13 protein-coding genes are annotated in these 14,355 nt (G+C 73.2%); 3 read left to right on the forward strand and 10 right to left on the reverse strand.

Annotated features, from left to right (window positions below; genetic code table 11):
• Window position 1: 1 nt before the first annotated feature.
• From ACFY2B_RS40700 to ACFY2B_RS40710, 3 genes are all read right to left on the reverse strand, one after another.
• Window positions 2-352 (reverse strand): DUF488 domain-containing protein, encoded by a 351-nt coding sequence (locus tag ACFY2B_RS40700; RefSeq protein ID WP_390768106.1) that lies wholly within the window; start codon window positions 350-352, stop codon window positions 2-4.
• A 151-nt stretch (window positions 353-503) separates the two neighbouring features.
• The gene (locus ACFY2B_RS40705; protein WP_390768107.1) at window positions 504-740 is read right to left on the reverse strand and encodes a hypothetical protein; all 237 of its coding nucleotides are present in this window, start codon (window positions 738-740) and stop codon (window positions 504-506) included.
• A gap of 241 nt (window positions 741-981) precedes the next feature.
• On the reverse strand, window positions 982-1,890 hold the full coding sequence (locus tag ACFY2B_RS40710) for a LysR family transcriptional regulator ArgP (protein ID WP_390768119.1): 909 nt from the start codon (window positions 1,888-1,890) through the stop codon (window positions 982-984).
• Window positions 1,891-1,996: 106 nt separating this feature from the next.
• Here ACFY2B_RS40710 and ACFY2B_RS40715 point away from each other — a divergent pair, with 106 nt between their 5' ends.
• Together ACFY2B_RS40715 and ACFY2B_RS40720 are read left to right on the forward strand one after the other, a co-directional pair.
• Window positions 1,997-2,614: a LysE/ArgO family amino acid transporter gene (locus tag ACFY2B_RS40715; protein WP_390768108.1), complete on the forward strand. Its 618-nt coding sequence runs from the start codon at window positions 1,997-1,999 to the stop codon at window positions 2,612-2,614.
• 89 nt (window positions 2,615-2,703) lie between these two features.
• Window positions 2,704-4,011, forward strand: coding sequence for an MFS transporter (locus tag ACFY2B_RS40720; protein ID WP_390768109.1), 1,308 nt, complete (start codon window positions 2,704-2,706; stop codon window positions 4,009-4,011).
• Between the two features lie 124 nt (window positions 4,012-4,135).
• Here ACFY2B_RS40720 and ACFY2B_RS40725 read toward each other — a convergent pair whose 3' ends face one another.
• The 3 genes from ACFY2B_RS40725 to ACFY2B_RS40735 all read right to left on the reverse strand — a co-directional run bounded on the left by ACFY2B_RS40725 (window position 4,136) and on the right by ACFY2B_RS40735 (window position 8,655).
• A complete protein-coding gene (locus tag ACFY2B_RS40725; protein ID WP_376538368.1) occupies window positions 4,136-4,591 on the reverse strand; it encodes a cyclic nucleotide-binding domain-containing protein in 456 nt (151 codons plus the stop codon).
• A gap of 328 nt (window positions 4,592-4,919) precedes the next feature.
• A complete protein-coding gene (locus tag ACFY2B_RS40730) occupies window positions 4,920-7,169 on the reverse strand; it encodes an FUSC family protein (RefSeq protein ID WP_390768110.1) in 2,250 nt (749 codons plus the stop codon).
• 103 nt (window positions 7,170-7,272) lie between these two features.
• Window positions 7,273-8,655 carry an NAD(P)/FAD-dependent oxidoreductase gene (locus tag ACFY2B_RS40735; protein ID WP_390768111.1) on the reverse strand — a complete coding sequence of 461 codons (1,383 nt, stop codon included), beginning with the start codon at window positions 8,653-8,655 and terminating at the stop codon, window positions 7,273-7,275.
• Between the two features lie 218 nt (window positions 8,656-8,873).
• Here ACFY2B_RS40735 and ACFY2B_RS40740 point away from each other — a divergent pair, with 218 nt between their 5' ends.
• Entirely contained in the window at window positions 8,874-9,677 is an 804-nt protein-coding gene (locus ACFY2B_RS40740; protein WP_390768112.1) for a methyltransferase domain-containing protein, read from the forward strand.
• A 66-nt stretch (window positions 9,678-9,743) separates the two neighbouring features.
• Here ACFY2B_RS40740 and ACFY2B_RS40745 read toward each other — a convergent pair whose 3' ends face one another.
• From ACFY2B_RS40745 to ACFY2B_RS40760, 4 genes are all read right to left on the reverse strand, one after another.
• Complete coding sequence (locus tag ACFY2B_RS40745) at window positions 9,744-10,175, reverse strand: ATP-binding protein (protein WP_390768113.1); 432 nt, start codon at window positions 10,173-10,175, stop codon at window positions 9,744-9,746.
• Between the two features lie 302 nt (window positions 10,176-10,477).
• Complete coding sequence (glgB, locus tag ACFY2B_RS40750; protein WP_390768114.1) at window positions 10,478-12,691, reverse strand: 1,4-alpha-glucan branching enzyme; 2,214 nt, start codon at window positions 12,689-12,691, stop codon at window positions 10,478-10,480.
• A gap of 4 nt (window positions 12,692-12,695) precedes the next feature.
• Window positions 12,696-14,060, reverse strand: coding sequence for a maltokinase (locus ACFY2B_RS40755; protein WP_390768115.1), 1,365 nt, complete (start codon window positions 14,058-14,060; stop codon window positions 12,696-12,698).
• Window positions 14,061-14,091: 31 nt separating this feature from the next.
• On the reverse strand, window positions 14,092-14,355 hold a 264-nt coding region (locus ACFY2B_RS40760), incomplete at its 5' end, for an alpha-glucosidase C-terminal domain-containing protein (RefSeq protein ID WP_390768116.1).

Below are 14,355 nucleotides of genomic sequence, written 5' to 3' on the forward strand. Positions count from 1 at the left end.
GTCAGTCGCTCAACACTCCGGCCAGCACCGCCGCATGGCTCTGCTCCGGGTTCTTGGACGCGGTGAGCAGCGTCACCGGGCCCTTGCGGGCCGCGGTGCGCAGGCCGTCGAGCAGTTCGGTGGCCCCGGGCTCCGCGAGTTCCGCCTCGTACCGGCGGCGGAACTCCTCGTAGCCGCCTTCGCCCGCGTGGTACCACTGGCGCAGTTCGGTCGACGGGGTCAGCGTCTTCGGCCATTCGTCCACCTCGGCCGCGTCCTTGGCCATGCCGCGCGGCCACAGCCGGTCGACCAGGACCCGCAAGCCGTCGTCGGGTTCCGGCGGTTCGTAGATGCGACGCACACGCACGCTCACGATCGTGGCCTCTCTCCGGTGCGGACGGTGTCGTGAGCGTACTGTGGCGAAACCGGCCGACCAGTGGACGACGCGGCACAATTTTCCATAAAAGTGAGTAATTCAGGCGGGGTCTCTCATAGCCTGTGGCGGATCGATCCCTGGCCGCCCCTCAAGGCTGAGTGGCGCGGACGGTGAGGACGGCCGTGCCGTCGAGGTGCCGGGTGGCGGTGTCGTAACGGAACGTCAGATGCTCACCCGCTTCGACGCCGACCTGCGGGGGCTGGAGGTCACCGGCGTCACCGTCGACCGCGCGAACGCGGGCGTCGGCCGCATCGGCCAGGAAATCCTCATCACACCGCATCAGGCCCTGTGCAGGGACCAGGAGTTCACCGTCACGGTCGCCCACAACGGCACCCTCGAGCCCGTCACCGACCCGGACGGCAACGTCGACGGCTGGGTCCCCACCGACGACGGCGCGTTCGTCGCCGGCCGGCCGCAGGGCTCGATGACCTGTGGAGTTCGTGCGCCTGGCCGAGCAGGAGTCCGGGAAGGATCTGGGCGCGCTGTTCCAGACCTGGCTGTACGAGGACGGGAAGCCGAAGCGGGCCCGAGCGTCCGGCCAGCCGGGTGGCGCCGCCGGTACCCGGTCAGTTCCCGTGGGGCCGCAGGTTCTCCCCGGCCGTCACCGCCACCGCGTCGGCCACCGCCGCCAGCGCGGGGGAGTCGATCTTCCACTGCTGCCAGTACAGCGGGACATCGACCCATCGCCCGGGAACCAGCCGGACCAGACGACCGGCGTGCAGCAGCGGGTCGGCCTGGGTCTGCGGCACCATGCCCCAGCCGAGTCCCGCGGCGACGGCCGCGGCGAACCCCTCGGAGGTGGGAACGTGGTGCCGCAGCGCGCTCGCGGCACCGGCGCCGCCGCCCAGCGCCCGCACGAAGTCGTCCTGGAAGTCGTCCCGCCGGTCGAAGACGACCACCGGCGCCGCGGCCAGCGCCGTCGCCGGCGGTCCGCCCAGATGCTCCGTGGCGAACCCGGGGCTCGCCACGGGGAGATAGCGCATCCGTCCCAGCGGGCGCACGGAGCAGCCCGGCACCGGGTCGGGCGACGAGGTCACCGCGGCCATCACCAGCCCTTCGCGCAGCAGCGCCGCCGTGTGGTCCTCGTCCTCGCGTCGCAGTTCGAAGCAGATCCGCGGCCGGCGCGGCACCCGTCGCAGCGCCGCAAGGAACCAGGTGGCCAGCGAGTCCGCGTTCACCGCCACCGACACCCGTGTGGGCTCCCCGGCCCCGCTGAGCCCCAGTTCACCCCGCGCGTCCCGGTCCAGTCGGGCCAACTGCCTGGCGAACCGCACGAGCACCGCGCCGGACTCCGTCGGCCGCACCGGCTTGGTGCGCTGGAGCAGCACCCGGCCCGTGCGCTGCTCCAGCGCCTTCACCCGCTGGCTGACCGCCGAGGGCGTCACGTGCAGGGCGGCCGCCGCCGCGTCGAACGTGCCCTCGTCCACCACCGCGAGCAGCGTCCGCACCTGGTCGAGGGGCAGCTCCGGCATCATCATCGCGGTCCGCCCCTTCTCCCCTGCCCTCTGTCTGTAGTCGCGCTAATGCTACGTAAAAATCCTTAGCTGTACGTCGAGTGATCACGTCGTTAGCGTCACCGGCATGTCCAGCGCCCTGACCGCCGCTGCCGCCGGGTTCGGCACCGGCCTCTCGCTCATCGTCGCCATCGGCGCCCAGAACGCGTTCGTCCTGCGCCAGGGCATCCGCCGGGACGCGGTCCTCGCGGTCGTCGGCATCTGCGCGCTCTCCGACGCGGTGCTCATCGCGCTGGGCGTCGGCGGGGTAGGCGCGGTGGTGGTGGCCTGGCCCGGGGCGCTGAGGGCGGTCGGGCTGATCGGCGGCGCCTTTCTGCTCTGCTACGGCGCCCTCGCCGCCCGCCGTGTGCTCGGGCCGGGCGCCGGGGGACTGCGCGCGGAGGGGACGGCGGCGGGTTCGAGGCGGCGGGCGGTGCTCACCTGTCTCGCGCTGACCTGGCTCAATCCGCACGTCTACCTGGACACCGTGTTCCTGCTCGGCTCGCTCGCCGCCGACCGCGGCCCGCTGCGCTGGACGTTCGGCCTCGGCGCGGCGCTGGCCAGCCTGTGCTGGTTCACCGCACTCGGCTTCGGTGCCCGGCCGCTCGGCCGGATCCTCGCCGGGCCACGGGCCTGGCGGGTGCTGGACGGGCTGGTCGCGGTGACCATGATCACGCTCGGGGCGCTGCTCGTCGCCGGATCCTGAGACGTCCCGAGGCATCGTTTCGGCGGGCGGGGCCGGTGCGCCATAGTGAAGCCCGGATTCGAAAGTTGTAACGAGCAACCAGGAAGCACGTGGACACCACCGAGAGCACCGACGGCAGTACCGCGCCGCAGCCCGACGCCCCCCTTCCGGCGGCAGAGCCGAAGGGCGGCTGGCGCCGCTGGGCGATGGACACCCGCCCCCTGCGCCACCCCGCCTTCCGCAGGCTGTGGTCCTCGACGATCGTCACCTCGGTCGGCAGCCAGCTCACGGCCGTCGCCGTGCCGAAGCAGATATACGACATCACGCACTCCTCGGCCTGGGTCGGCTACGCCGGCCTCGCCGGTCTGGTGCCCATGGTCGTCTTCGCGCTGTGGGGCGGCGCGGTCGCCGACACGGTGGACCGCCGCAAGCTGCTGCTGGTGACCAACATCGGCATCGCGGTCACCTCGCTGCTGTTCTGGGCGCAGGCCGTCACCGGACTGGACTCGGTCGTCGTCCTGATGGTCCTGCTCGCGGCGCAGCAGGCGTTCTTCGGCCTCAACTCCCCGGCGCGCAGCGCCTCCATCGCCAGGCTCGTCCCGGCGGAGGAACTGCCCGCCGCGAACGCCCTCGGATCCACGGTCATGCAGACCGGCCTGGTGGCGGGACCGCTGCTGGCCGGCGCGCTGATCCCGGTGGTCGGTCTGCCGGAGCTGTACCTCATGGACGCGGTGGCGCTGTGCGCCACGGTGTGGGCGGTCGTGCGGCTGCCGGCGCTGCCGCCGCTCGGGACTCCGGCGGCCCGGCGCGCGGGCTGGCGGGAGGTGACCGACGGCTTCCGCTACATCTCCCTGCACAAGGTGCTGCTGCTCTCGTTCGTCGCCGACATCATCGCCATGGTCTTCGGCATGCCCCGCGCCCTCTTCCCACAACTGGCCGCCCAGACCTTCGCCCCGAACGGCGAGGGGCTGGCGCTCGGCGTGCTGTTCGCCGGGATCCCGGTCGGGGCGGTGATCGGCGGGCTGTTCTCCGGCACGTTCTCGCGGGCGCGGCGGCACGGCTGGATGGTCATCGGCGCGGTGGTCGGCTGGGGCGCGGCGATCGCGGGCTTCGGACTGAGCCGCAATCTCTGGGTCGCGCTGGCGTTCCTCGCCGCCGCCGGGGTCGCCGACATGGTCTCCATGGTCTTCCGCGGGGCGATCCTGCTGTCCGCCGCCACCGACGAGATGCGCGGCCGCATGCAGGGTGTGTTCACGGTCGTCGTCGCGGGCGGTCCGCGCCTGGCCGACGTGCTGCACGGCACGATGGGCTCCCTCTTCGGCCCGCGCGCCGCCGTCGCGGGTGGCGGCCTGCTCGTGGTCGCCGTCATGGTGGGGCTGGCCGCGGCGGTTCCGGCGCTGCGTCAGTACCGCATCTGAGGCACGGGAGCAGCCGGAGCGCGAGCGCGGCCGAGGCACTGGAGCGGCCGAGGCACCACCGCATCCGACGTGCGACCGCAGCCCGGGCGCCGCGGCGACCGGAGCGCGACCGCAGCGGGAGGCACTACAGCCCGCTCCGGCGGCGGATCGTGTACTGGTCCATGAGCTTGCCCCGCGTCAGCTCCAGACGGTGGGCGAGGATCTCGGCGACGGTCCGCACCAGCGACAGCCCGAGCAGCGGGTCCTCCACGCTCAGCGCGAGCACCGCGGACGCGTCGTACTCGTAGGCCCGTACGAAACTGAAGGCCACCGCGCCGAAGTCCCAGGTGTACGGGGGGAACAGCCATGACCAGCCGAGCAGGTCGCCCGCGCCGAGGCTCGCCACCGTGACGCGCTGATGGGAGGTCACCTGCTGGTCGAGGTTGACCGCGCCCGACCGGATCACCCAGAAGCGGTCGGCGGTGCCGCCGGCCTCGAAGATCCTGGTGTCCTCGGGGAAGGACACCTCCCGCGCCAGCTCCATCAGACGCTCGCGCTGCGGTTGCGGAAGGGCGGTCAGCAGTCTTATCGCTTTGGTCATGGCGCGGGGCTCCTCGCGGGCGGGATGTTCCGGAGTTCTCCCTACGCCCATTTCAGCCGCTGCCGCCGCGCCGGGCACCTCGGGAACCGGAGAATTGCGCGGACCTGGGCCGACCGGCAGGAAAGAGCCCTGGCTGGACGGGGGAAACCAGCCAGGGCTGTAGGCAGTGGTCCAGGCAGGACCGGCAGTGCCGCCTCCTGTCCACGCTTGGATGAACGCTAAACCATCCAGGGGCGCTCGGCGGTAAAGAACGGGTCACGTGACCTGTTTCACCTCTCCGGCCCGCGGCACCGGTGCCCCGGCACCCGCCCGGACCGACGGGCCGCCGTCAGTTCCCACGCCGCGCGACCGGCACGCCGAGCGGCCGGGCCAGACCCACCACCGTCTCGTCCAGCCGTTGCAGATGCCGCAGCACCCGGTCCGTCACCTGCCCGTAGCGCGCATCGGCCGACGTGCCGGACTGGAGCAGCGAGGCGATGCTCGGACCGGTCTCGACCCCGGCCTCCGCGTGCCGGCCCGCGACCGAGGCGGCGATCGCCTCGATGTTGTGCACGATCCTGCTGCCCGCCCCGCGCAGCCGCGGGTCCGCCGCCATCGACGGCTTCGACGGCAGGAGTTCGGCGGTGGCCGCCAGCGAACGGGCGTGGTACCCGCACGACTCCAGCAGCGCCACCACGTAGCGCGCGGTGTCCCGGCGGGTCCGCAGCGGCGTGATCGGATGGGTCAGCGGCTGCGTGGAGGCCCCCAGGTCCGCCAGCGACTGGTCCAGCCGGCGCGCCTTGTCCAGCAGGTCCACCGGGGGCGCGCCGCTCAGCTGGTCGACCGCGGACCGCGTGACGTCGGCCAACTGGTCCAGGACGGTGACCAGCAGTTCGTTGGTGCGTCGGTCCGTCCGCACCGGCAGCACCACCGCCGCCGCGATGATCCCGCAGGCGGCGCCCAGCGCCGTCTCCTCCACCCGCAGCACCAGGACGGCGAGGCTGTAGGTGTTGAGTAGCGTGTACAGCAGCCCGAGCATCGCCGTGACGAAGAACGACATCAGCGTGTAGGACAGCGGGGCCGTGTAGAACATCGCGAAGATGAACACCAGCACCAGCGCGAACGCCGTCCAGGTGTGGTGGCCGACGAGTCCCGCCAGCCCGATGCCCGCCACCACCCCGAGGACCGTGCCCAGCAGCCGACGGTAGCCCTTCACCAGGATCTCGCCGGTGGACGCGGTGTTGATGAACACGATCCAGCAGGTCAGCACCGCCCAGTACCACCGCTGGGGAGACAGCAGCTCGCCGCCGACGATGGCGAGCGACGACCCGACGGCCACCTGCACCGCCGCCCGCGTGCTGGGCCGCAGCCCGGTGGCCGCCTTCTCGTCCGCGGCATGCTCCTCCTCGCCGCTCCCGATCGCCGCGTCCTCCGCGTCCAGCTCCTCGCGCGAGCGGGTCGTCGCGGGCGTGTCGTCGGAGTCGTCCACCGGTCCGTCCAGGGCGAGCCGCAGACCCAGGACCGCCCGCGCGGCCTCGCCGAGACCACGGAAGACGTCCCGTACGGCGGGCGGCGCCTGCGGCAGGTTCTCCTCGTCGCGATAGCCGAGCAGCCGGTTGCGGACCTGCGACAGCGCCGTTCCCCGGTCCGCGTGCACCGGCCGCAGCACCAGCAGGCGCAGTGCCCCGAGGTCACGGCGGAGCGCGGCCCTGTCCTCGTCCCGCATCGGCTGCTCGCCGCCGGAGGGCAGCGGCGCGCCAGGCAGATGCAGGGTGAGCGGGTCCGCGCGCTCGGAGCCGCGCGCCGTCAGCAGCATCAGCCCGAGCCGCTCGGCGGCGATCTCGGCTTCCGCGATCCGCCGCTGGAGCAGCCGCGCCGCCGCCTCGTCCGGGGTGCCGTCCGCCAACTGGCCCTGGATCATGAGCGCGGACTCGTGCAGCCGGGCGGTCCTGACCCGGACCAGCTCCAGGCTCTTGTCCGCGTCCTGCGGACCGGCGTCGAGCAGCTCGATCTGGGCCGTGATCAACTGGGCGAGCCGCGCCCGGAAGGCCCGGCGCAGCCGGTCCAGGACGCCCGCGGGCGTCTGTGCCAGGAGGACGAACCGGGTCACCGCGCTGCACGCGAAGGCGAGGACCAGCGCACCGTACAAGCCCGGCAGCAACGGCACGGTCGCGCGCACGAACAGCGACAGGAAGTAGGTCTGGAAGCCGATCAGGCCGAGTGCCGTGCCCCGGTCGCCGAACCTGCGGCTGTAGACCGCACAGAAGATGAGCGCCACGAAGAACAGGTCGCCGATCACGACATGCGCGTCGAGCAGCGCGCCGAGCGACACGGAGGCCAGCGCCACCGGCAGACCCAGCGCGAGCGTCACGGCCTGCTTGCCGCGCTGCTTCTCCCGGATGGCGAAGGTGCCGGCCATCGCCCCCATCGCTCCGGCGACCAGAAGGGTCACATCGGCCCGCAGCAGCGCGAGGGCGAGCAGGGTGAGCGCGATGGCCGTCACGGTGCGCAGCCCCGCGGTGAGCCGGAGCAGCCCGGGGTCGGACGCGGCGAGCCGCCCCCACAGCTCCGCCCGCACCGACCGCTCCGCTGTCCTCACGCCGCTGCGCTCTCTCCCGTCACGTCGTGATCCACCGCTCAGCATGGCACGGCACCCGCGCCGCACCCGGACGGCACGGACCGCGGCGGACCCGCGCCCGGTCTCAGTCCGCCGGGCTGTCCAGAGCGTGCCCCGCCACATGCGCCCGCACCTGCTCGGGCGTCAGATACGTGTCGGTGAACTCGAAGTCCTTCAGCTTCGCGGGACGGCGGGCCTGGAACCCGGTGCGCACGAAATCGTCGCCGCCGACGGCGTTCAGCAGCCAGTTGGTCAGCACCCGGGTCTTGGCGACGTTGGTGCGCAGCGCCGACCAGTGGTAGCCGCGGGCGACCGCCTGGGCGAGCATGCCGCGCAGCTCGATGCCGAGCGGCTTGGAGACGGCGTCCCGGCCGCCGAGGTCGACGACGAGCCCCAGGTCCCGGTGCGCGTACGGACGCAGGGGCAGGCCGCGCAGCGCCGCCATGACGTTGTCGGCCACCTGCCTGCCCTGCCGCATGGCGTGCTGCGCGGTGGGCGGGCAGACGGCTCCCGGCTCGTGCTTGGCCTCGTCCGGCACGGCGGCGGCGTCGCCCAGCGCGAACACCCCGTCGTGCCCCGGCAGGGCCATCTCCGCGGTGACCGCGAGCCGGCCCCGCACCGTGTCCGCGCCGAGCGTCGCGATCAGCGGGCTGGCGACGACCCCGGCGGTCCAGATCAGCGTGCGGGTGGGCACCACCCGCCCGTCGGTGAAGGTGACCTCCCGCGCCCCCGCCTTCGCGATCGACACGCCGAGGGAGATCTCGACCCCGCGCCCGCGCAGGATCTCCTGCGCACTGCGGCCGAGCTTGTCGCCCAGCTCCGGCATCAGCCGGGGAGCGATGTCTATCAGGTGCCACTTGATCAGGCCGGGATCCAGCCGCGGGTAGCGCCGCAGGGCGGCGTGCGTGAGCCGCTGCAAGCAGGCGGCGGTCTCGGTGCCGGCGTACCCACCGCCGACCACCACGAACTGCAGCCGCGAGGCACGCTCCGCGGGATCGTCGCTGGCGTCGGCGAGGTCGAGCTGCGCGATGACGTGGTCGCGTACGTAGGCGGCCTCCGCGAGGGTCTTCATGCCGTACGCGTGATCGGTCAGGCCCGGGATGTCGAAGGTGCGGGTGACGCTGCCCGGGGCCAGCACGATGTAGTCGTACGGCTCGTCCACGATCTTGTCGGTGATCGTCTGGACGACACAGACCTTGGCCTTCAGGTCCACGCCGACGGCGCCGCCCGGAATGATCCGGGTGCGGTACCTCCTGCTGCGGCGCAGCGAGACGGCGATCGACTGGGGGGTCAGCACACCGGAGGCGACCTGCGGCAGCAGCGGCAGATAGAGCTGGTACGAATAGGGCGTCACCAGGGTGACGTCGGCCTCGTCGGGGGAGAGCTTCCGCTCCAGGCGGCGAACGCACTCCACACCGGCGAAGCCCGCGCCCACCACCAGGATCCTGGGTCGTGTCACGGTCTCCATCCCTTCTACGGGTCCGGGCGGTCCGGCTCGACGCCGTTCGCCTGCCCCGGATCGCGGGTTCGCACCCCATCGATATCACCGTGTCCCGGGTGGTTCCGCCAGCCGGGAGCGGCAGCGGGACCGGCGCACGGGCACCGGCACCTCCCGCCGCGGAGCGCAGCCCGTCCTTCTGCGCGAGTAGACCACACGCGGGCCGCGGGGGTCGTAGAGTGCGCGCCATGCCGCTGACACCGCCCGTCCCGGGCTTTCGGACGCACCCCACCGACCCGGTGCCCCAGGCCGACGCGCTCGACGCGCAGGACGCCAACCCCGGGGTACGGCGGCTGCGCGCCTGGGCCCACGAGGCACTCGCGGTCAAGGGCGGCGAGCGGGCGCTGGACGTCGGCGCCGGGACCGGTTCGCAGACCCGGGAACTGGCCGCCGCGGTAGGCCCCGAGGGCCTCGCCCTGGGCGTCGAACCGAACCCCGGGCTGCGCGCCGTCGCCGAGGCGCGGTCGGCCGAGAGCCGGGCCCGCTTCACGCACGGCGACGCACTGGCACTGCCCGTACCGGACGCCTCGGTGGACGTCGTGTGGTGCGAACGCGTCCTCCAGCACCTCACCGAGCCGGACCGGGCGGTCGCCGAGATGGTCCGGGTGCTGCGCCCCGGCGGCCGCGTCGCGCTGCTCGACACCGACTGGGCCACCACGGTCCTGCACCCCGGCGACCCGGAGACCGTCCGGGCGCTCGCCTCGGGCGCCCTCACCGGTGCCGCCAACCCGTACTCGGGGCGCCGGCTCGTCGGACAGGTGACGGCGGCCGGCCTGGTGGTCGACGACCGCGGCTGCGAGGCCCTGTTCCAGGACCACCGGTCGGTCGCCTGGCCGATCATCCGGATGCTGGGCGACTCGGCGGTGCGCCGCGGACTGCTCACCGAGCGGCAGCGGGACGCCATGTACACCACGCTCGCCGAGGCGGCCGAGCGGGGCGGGCTGCACATGTCCGTGACGATGTTCGGCGTGGTCGCCCACCATCCCGGGTGACGGGGCGGCAGGCCGGGCGTCCCGGCGGGGTGGTCCTTCGCCCCGGTACGGCGGGACGGCCGCCCCTCACCAGGGCAGGAAGGCGTGGATGTCCTTGCCGCCGCGCGTGACCACCACGCTGACCTGGTCGCACAGCGTGCCGACGAGACGCCAGCCGACGCCGCTGCCCGTGCGGGGGCTGAACGGCCGCGGCTCGGGCCGTACGGTGCTGGTGTCGTGCATCGTGACGTGTACGCCGTCGAACGTGCGGCGCATCCGCAGGGCGAACGGTCCCGGCGCGAACTGCACGGCGTTTGCGGCCAGCTCCGTGACCACCAGCAGGATGTCCTCCCAGGACTCGGGGGCGGTCGGCGGTGACGCCCGGGCGAGGGCGCCGAGGAAGTCCTGCGCGGCGAGCCGCGCGCCCGTCACATTGCCCAGCTCCCCGCGGAAGGAGACCCTGCGCTCGAAGGACTCCTCCGAGAGGGGGGTGTCGTCCCATCGTGACCCGGTCGCCATCGTCTCTTCCCCAGCACCGTGTGAAGCGGGCCGCGGCCCGGACTGCTCTCTCCCTGGGCTGGGTTCCCGCGCGCGGCCCGGCTACGCCTGCCCGCACGGCGGAACACGTGCTCGGAGCCGTCCCGGCCGGCGGACACCACCCGTGGCGCCCGCCGCGTGGCGGCGTGCGCGAGCCGTGACGGCCACCGGCCGGGCCGGAAGATCCCACGGAGGGTGACGTCGCCGGTCACCCCTGTGGTCGACGGTGCTCGGGCGCGGCCCAGGTGAGCTGGACCCGGGGGCGGGGCGGCGGACCGGCCGGATCAGTCCGCGGACGGCACCAGCCACACCGTGGCGAGGGGCGGCAGGGTGATACGGAGCTGTCCGTCCCGCGGCACGAGCGGACCGCGCTCGCCGACGTCGCCGCCTCCGTAGCGCGCGCTGTCGGTGTTGAGCATCTCCCGCCACACCGGCACACCCTTGGGCACGCCGAGGCGGTAGCCGTGGCGGACCACCGGGGAGAAGTTCGACACCGCGAGCAGCGGTGTCCCCTGGACGTCGAACCTCAGGAACGCGAAGACGTTGTCGTCGGCGGCGTTACCGACGACCCACCGGAAGCCGGCCGGGTCGGTGTCGCGCTGCCACAGGGCGGGGGTGGCGCGGTAGCCGGTGTTGAGGTCGCGGACCAGGTCGCGGACGCCGCGGTGGTCGGCCTCGGCGACGTACCCGGGATCCAGCAGCCACCACTCCGGGCCGTGGGCCTCGGACCATTCGGCGCCCTGGGCGAACTCCTGGCCCATGAAGAGGAGTTGCTTGCCGGGGTGGGCCCACATGAAGGCGAGGTAGGCGCGGTGGTTCGCGCGTCGCTGCCACCAGTCGCCGGGCATCTTGGAGACGAGCGCCCGCTTGCCGTGCACGACCTCGTCGTGGGAGATGGGCAGGACGTAGTTCTCGCTGTAGGCGTAGACCATCGAGAACGTCATCTCGTGGTGGTGGTACCTGCGGTGCACCGGCTCGTGCTGGACGTACTCCAGGGAGTCGTGCATCCAGCCCATGTTCCACTTCAGCCCGAACCCGAGACCGCCGCGGTCCGTGGGCCGGGTCACCCCGTCCCAGGCCGTCGACTCCTCGGCGACGGTCACCACGCCGGGACAGCGCCGGTAGACGGTGGCGTTCATCTCCTGGAGGAACGCCACCGCGTCCAGGTCCTCGCGCCCCCCGAACACATTCGGCGTCCACTGGCCGGAGTCGCGCGAGTAGTCGAGGTAGAGCATGGAGGCCACGGCATCCACCCGCAGGCCGTCGATGTGGAACTCCTCGCACCAGTAGACGGCGTTGGCGACCAGGAAGTTGCGCACCTCGGTGCGGCCGAAGTCGAACTCCAGGGTGCCCCAGTCCGGATGCTCGGCCCGCCGCGGATCCGCGGGCTCGTACAGCGGATCCCCGTCGAACCGGGCCAGCGCCCAGTCGTCCTTGGGGAAATGAGCGGGCACCCAGTCCATGAGCACGCCGACGCCCGCCCGGTGCAGCGCGTCCACCAGGTACTTGAAGTCGTCCGGGGTGCCCAGCCGCGACGTGGGCGCGTAGAAGCCGGTGACCTGGTAGCCCCAGGAGCCGCCGAAGGGATGCTCGGCGACCGGCATCAGCTCCACATGGGTGAAGCCGAGGTCCTTGACGTAGGCGGGGAGTTCGTCCGCCAGCTGCCGATACGTCAGTCCCGGCCGCCAGGACGGGAGGTGGACCTCGTACACGGAGAACGGCGCCTCGTGCACCGGGACGTCCGCGCGGTGCGCCAGCCACACGTCGTCGCTCCATTCGTAGCGCGAGGACGTCACCACGGAGGCCGTGTCGGGCGGCACCTCCGTGCGGCGGGCCATCGGGTCGGCCTTGAGGAACCGGTCGCCGTGGCGTGAGGTGATCTCGAACTTGTACCGGGCGCCCTCGCCGATCCCCGGCACGAACAGCTCCCAGACACCCGCGGAGCCCAGCGAGCGCATCGGATACTGGGTGCCGTCCCAGCAGGTGAAGTCACCCGCGACCCGTACCCCTCGCGCGTTCGGCGCCCACACGGTGAAACGGGTGCCGCGCACGCCCTGGTGGGTCATCGGTTCGGCGCCCAGCGCCCGCCACAGCTGCTCGTGCCGGCCCTCCTGGATCAGATGCAGGTCCAGCTCGCCGAGAGCGGGCAGGAAGCCGTAGGGGTCCGCGGTCTCGTGGCCGGTGGCCGCGGAGTCGTCGTACTCGACCAGCAGCGTGTACGACGGGATCGCCGGGTACGGCAGCACCGCCGAGAACAGCCCGTCGCCCTCGGACGCCAGGGCGCTGCGCATCCCGTCGATGAGCACGCTCACCCCGCGCGCGAACGGACGCAGCGCCCGGAACAGGACCCCGCCCGGGACCGGATGGGCGCCCAGCAGCGCGTGCGGGTCGTGGTGGGCGCCCGCCAGCAGCCGCTCGCGGTCGGCCGGATCCAGCGGCACGACCGCGGGCGGTACGGGTCCCGACGGCTCGGGGAGCGAGGTGTCGCGCAGTGCCATGGTGTCAGCCTTCCCTGACGGCGAGCCGCTCGATCGCGGCCATGGGAACGGGCAGCCAGTCCGGACGGTGACGGGCCTCGTAGACGGCCTCGTACACCGCCCTGTCGGTCTCATGGGCACGCAGCAGCGCGTGCTCCTGGCGCGGGTCCCACCCGGCCCGGGTGGCATAGCCCGCGCAGTAGGCGTCCCGGCAGCGGCGGGCCCACTCCGGGTGCCAGGGGCGCCGCTGCCGGGCCGCGTAGTCGAAGGAGCGCAGCATGCCGGCCACGTCCCGGACCGGGGACTGCGCGCTGCGCCGCTCGGTGAGCGGGCGTGACGGCTCGCCCTCGAAGTCGATGACGAACCAGTCCGGGCCGGCCCGCAGCACCTGGCCGAGGTGCAGGTCCCCGTGGATGCGCTGGGCGGGCGGTCCGGCGACGGCGCCGTCCAGCGCGCCGAACGCGGTGCGCAGCCCCGGGACGAACGGCGCGAGGGCGGGCACACAGTGCGCGGCTGCCTCCAGCCGGGCGGTCATCGCCGCCACCGTGTGGCCGTTCTCGCCGCCGTCGGCGGCCGGGAAGGCGGTGGCGAGCGCCAGGTGGACGTCCGCCGTGGCCTCTCCCAGCTCGTGCGCCTCCGTGGTGAAGGCGTCCGCCGAGGCGAGCGCCCGCAACGCCAGCGTCCAGCCGTCGGAGGCGTCCGGCAGGAACGGCTGGAGCACCCCCAGCGTCGCGGGCCGCGGCTCGGTCGTGCGGAACCAGGCGACCGGGGCGGGCACCCGCGTGCAGCCCTGTGCGGCCAGCGCCTCCGGCACCTCCAGGTCGGGGTTCGTGCCGGGCTGGACGCGCCGGAACACCTTCAGGATGTACGCGTCGCCGTACACCAGCGAGGAGTTGGACTGCTCGGCGTCCAGCAGCCGCGGCGCGAGCCCGCCGGGCACCCGTACGGCCGGGTCCGCCTCGAAGCGCAGCGGGCCCGCCGTGCCGGGACTCCGCAGCCGTTCCAGGAGCAGCGCGGCCGAACGCGGGTCGTGCAGCGCGTCGTAGACGGCGTGACCGGCGAGCGGACCTTCCTGCGGCCAGCCGATGAACGCCTGGTCCAGGTGCGGCGCCGGACGCTTGCGCACGCCGAGCAGCAGCTGGTAGCAGGCGCCGGCCGGGGGTGTGCCGCCGGGCGCGGGGGCGCCTCCCTGACCGGTGTGCACCAGCAGGTGCACACAGCCCGGGAACAGCTCGGTCATGGACAGCACGGCGAGGTCCGTGACGGGCTGGTCCCGGCCCGCGAACCAGCGCTGCCGGGGCAGCCACTCGCACAGCAGCCCGGCCAGGGAGGCCATCGGCGGGTCGGGTGCTGCGCTGCCGCGCGGCCGGAGGGAAGCGGTCTTCGGCATGGTGAGGCGTCCTTTCCTCGGCGCCGCGCGCTCAGCGGCGTGTGCCGATGCGGGATGCGACTCGGGAGAGCCGGAACCAGTAGAAGCCGTGGCCCGCGAGGGTGAGGAGATAGGGGAGTTCACCGATGGCAGGGAAGCGGACCCCGCCGATGAGTTCGACGGGATGCCGTCCGTCGTAGGTCCGCAGGTCGAGTTCGGTCGGCTGGGCGAAGCGGGAGAAGTTGTGGACGCACAGGACGAGGTCGTCGTCGTGTTCGCGGAGGAAGGCGAGGACTGCGGGGTTGGTGGAGGGGAG

It is taken from the genome of Streptomyces sp. NPDC001270 (assembly GCF_042896695.1).
In the GTDB taxonomy this organism is placed as follows: domain Bacteria; phylum Actinomycetota; class Actinomycetes; order Streptomycetales; family Streptomycetaceae; genus Streptomyces.

Bases quoted from the DNA above. Each gene is read 5' to 3' on its own strand.
- glgB (WP_390768114.1), bottom strand. From the start codon at position 12,691: ATGGCACTGCGCGACACCTCGCTCCCCGAGCCGTCGGGACCCGTACCG.
- ACFY2B_RS40740 (WP_390768112.1), top strand. From the start codon at position 8,874: ATGCCGCTGACACCGCCCGTCCCGGGCTTTCGGACGCACCCCACCGAC.
- ACFY2B_RS40725 (WP_376538368.1), bottom strand. From the start codon at position 4,591: ATGACCAAAGCGATAAGACTGCTGACCGCCCTTCCGCAACCGCAGCGC.
- ACFY2B_RS40735 (WP_390768111.1), bottom strand. From the start codon at position 8,655: ATGGAGACCGTGACACGACCCAGGATCCTGGTGGTGGGCGCGGGCTTC.
- ACFY2B_RS40710 (WP_390768119.1), bottom strand. From the start codon at position 1,890: ATGATGCCGGAGCTGCCCCTCGACCAGGTGCGGACGCTGCTCGCGGTG.
- ACFY2B_RS40755 (WP_390768115.1), bottom strand. From the start codon at position 14,060: ATGCCGAAGACCGCTTCCCTCCGGCCGCGCGGCAGCGCAGCACCCGAC.
- ACFY2B_RS40745 (WP_390768113.1), bottom strand. From the start codon at position 10,175: ATGGCGACCGGGTCACGATGGGACGACACCCCCCTCTCGGAGGAGTCC.
- ACFY2B_RS40715 (WP_390768108.1), top strand. From the start codon at position 1,997: ATGTCCAGCGCCCTGACCGCCGCTGCCGCCGGGTTCGGCACCGGCCTC.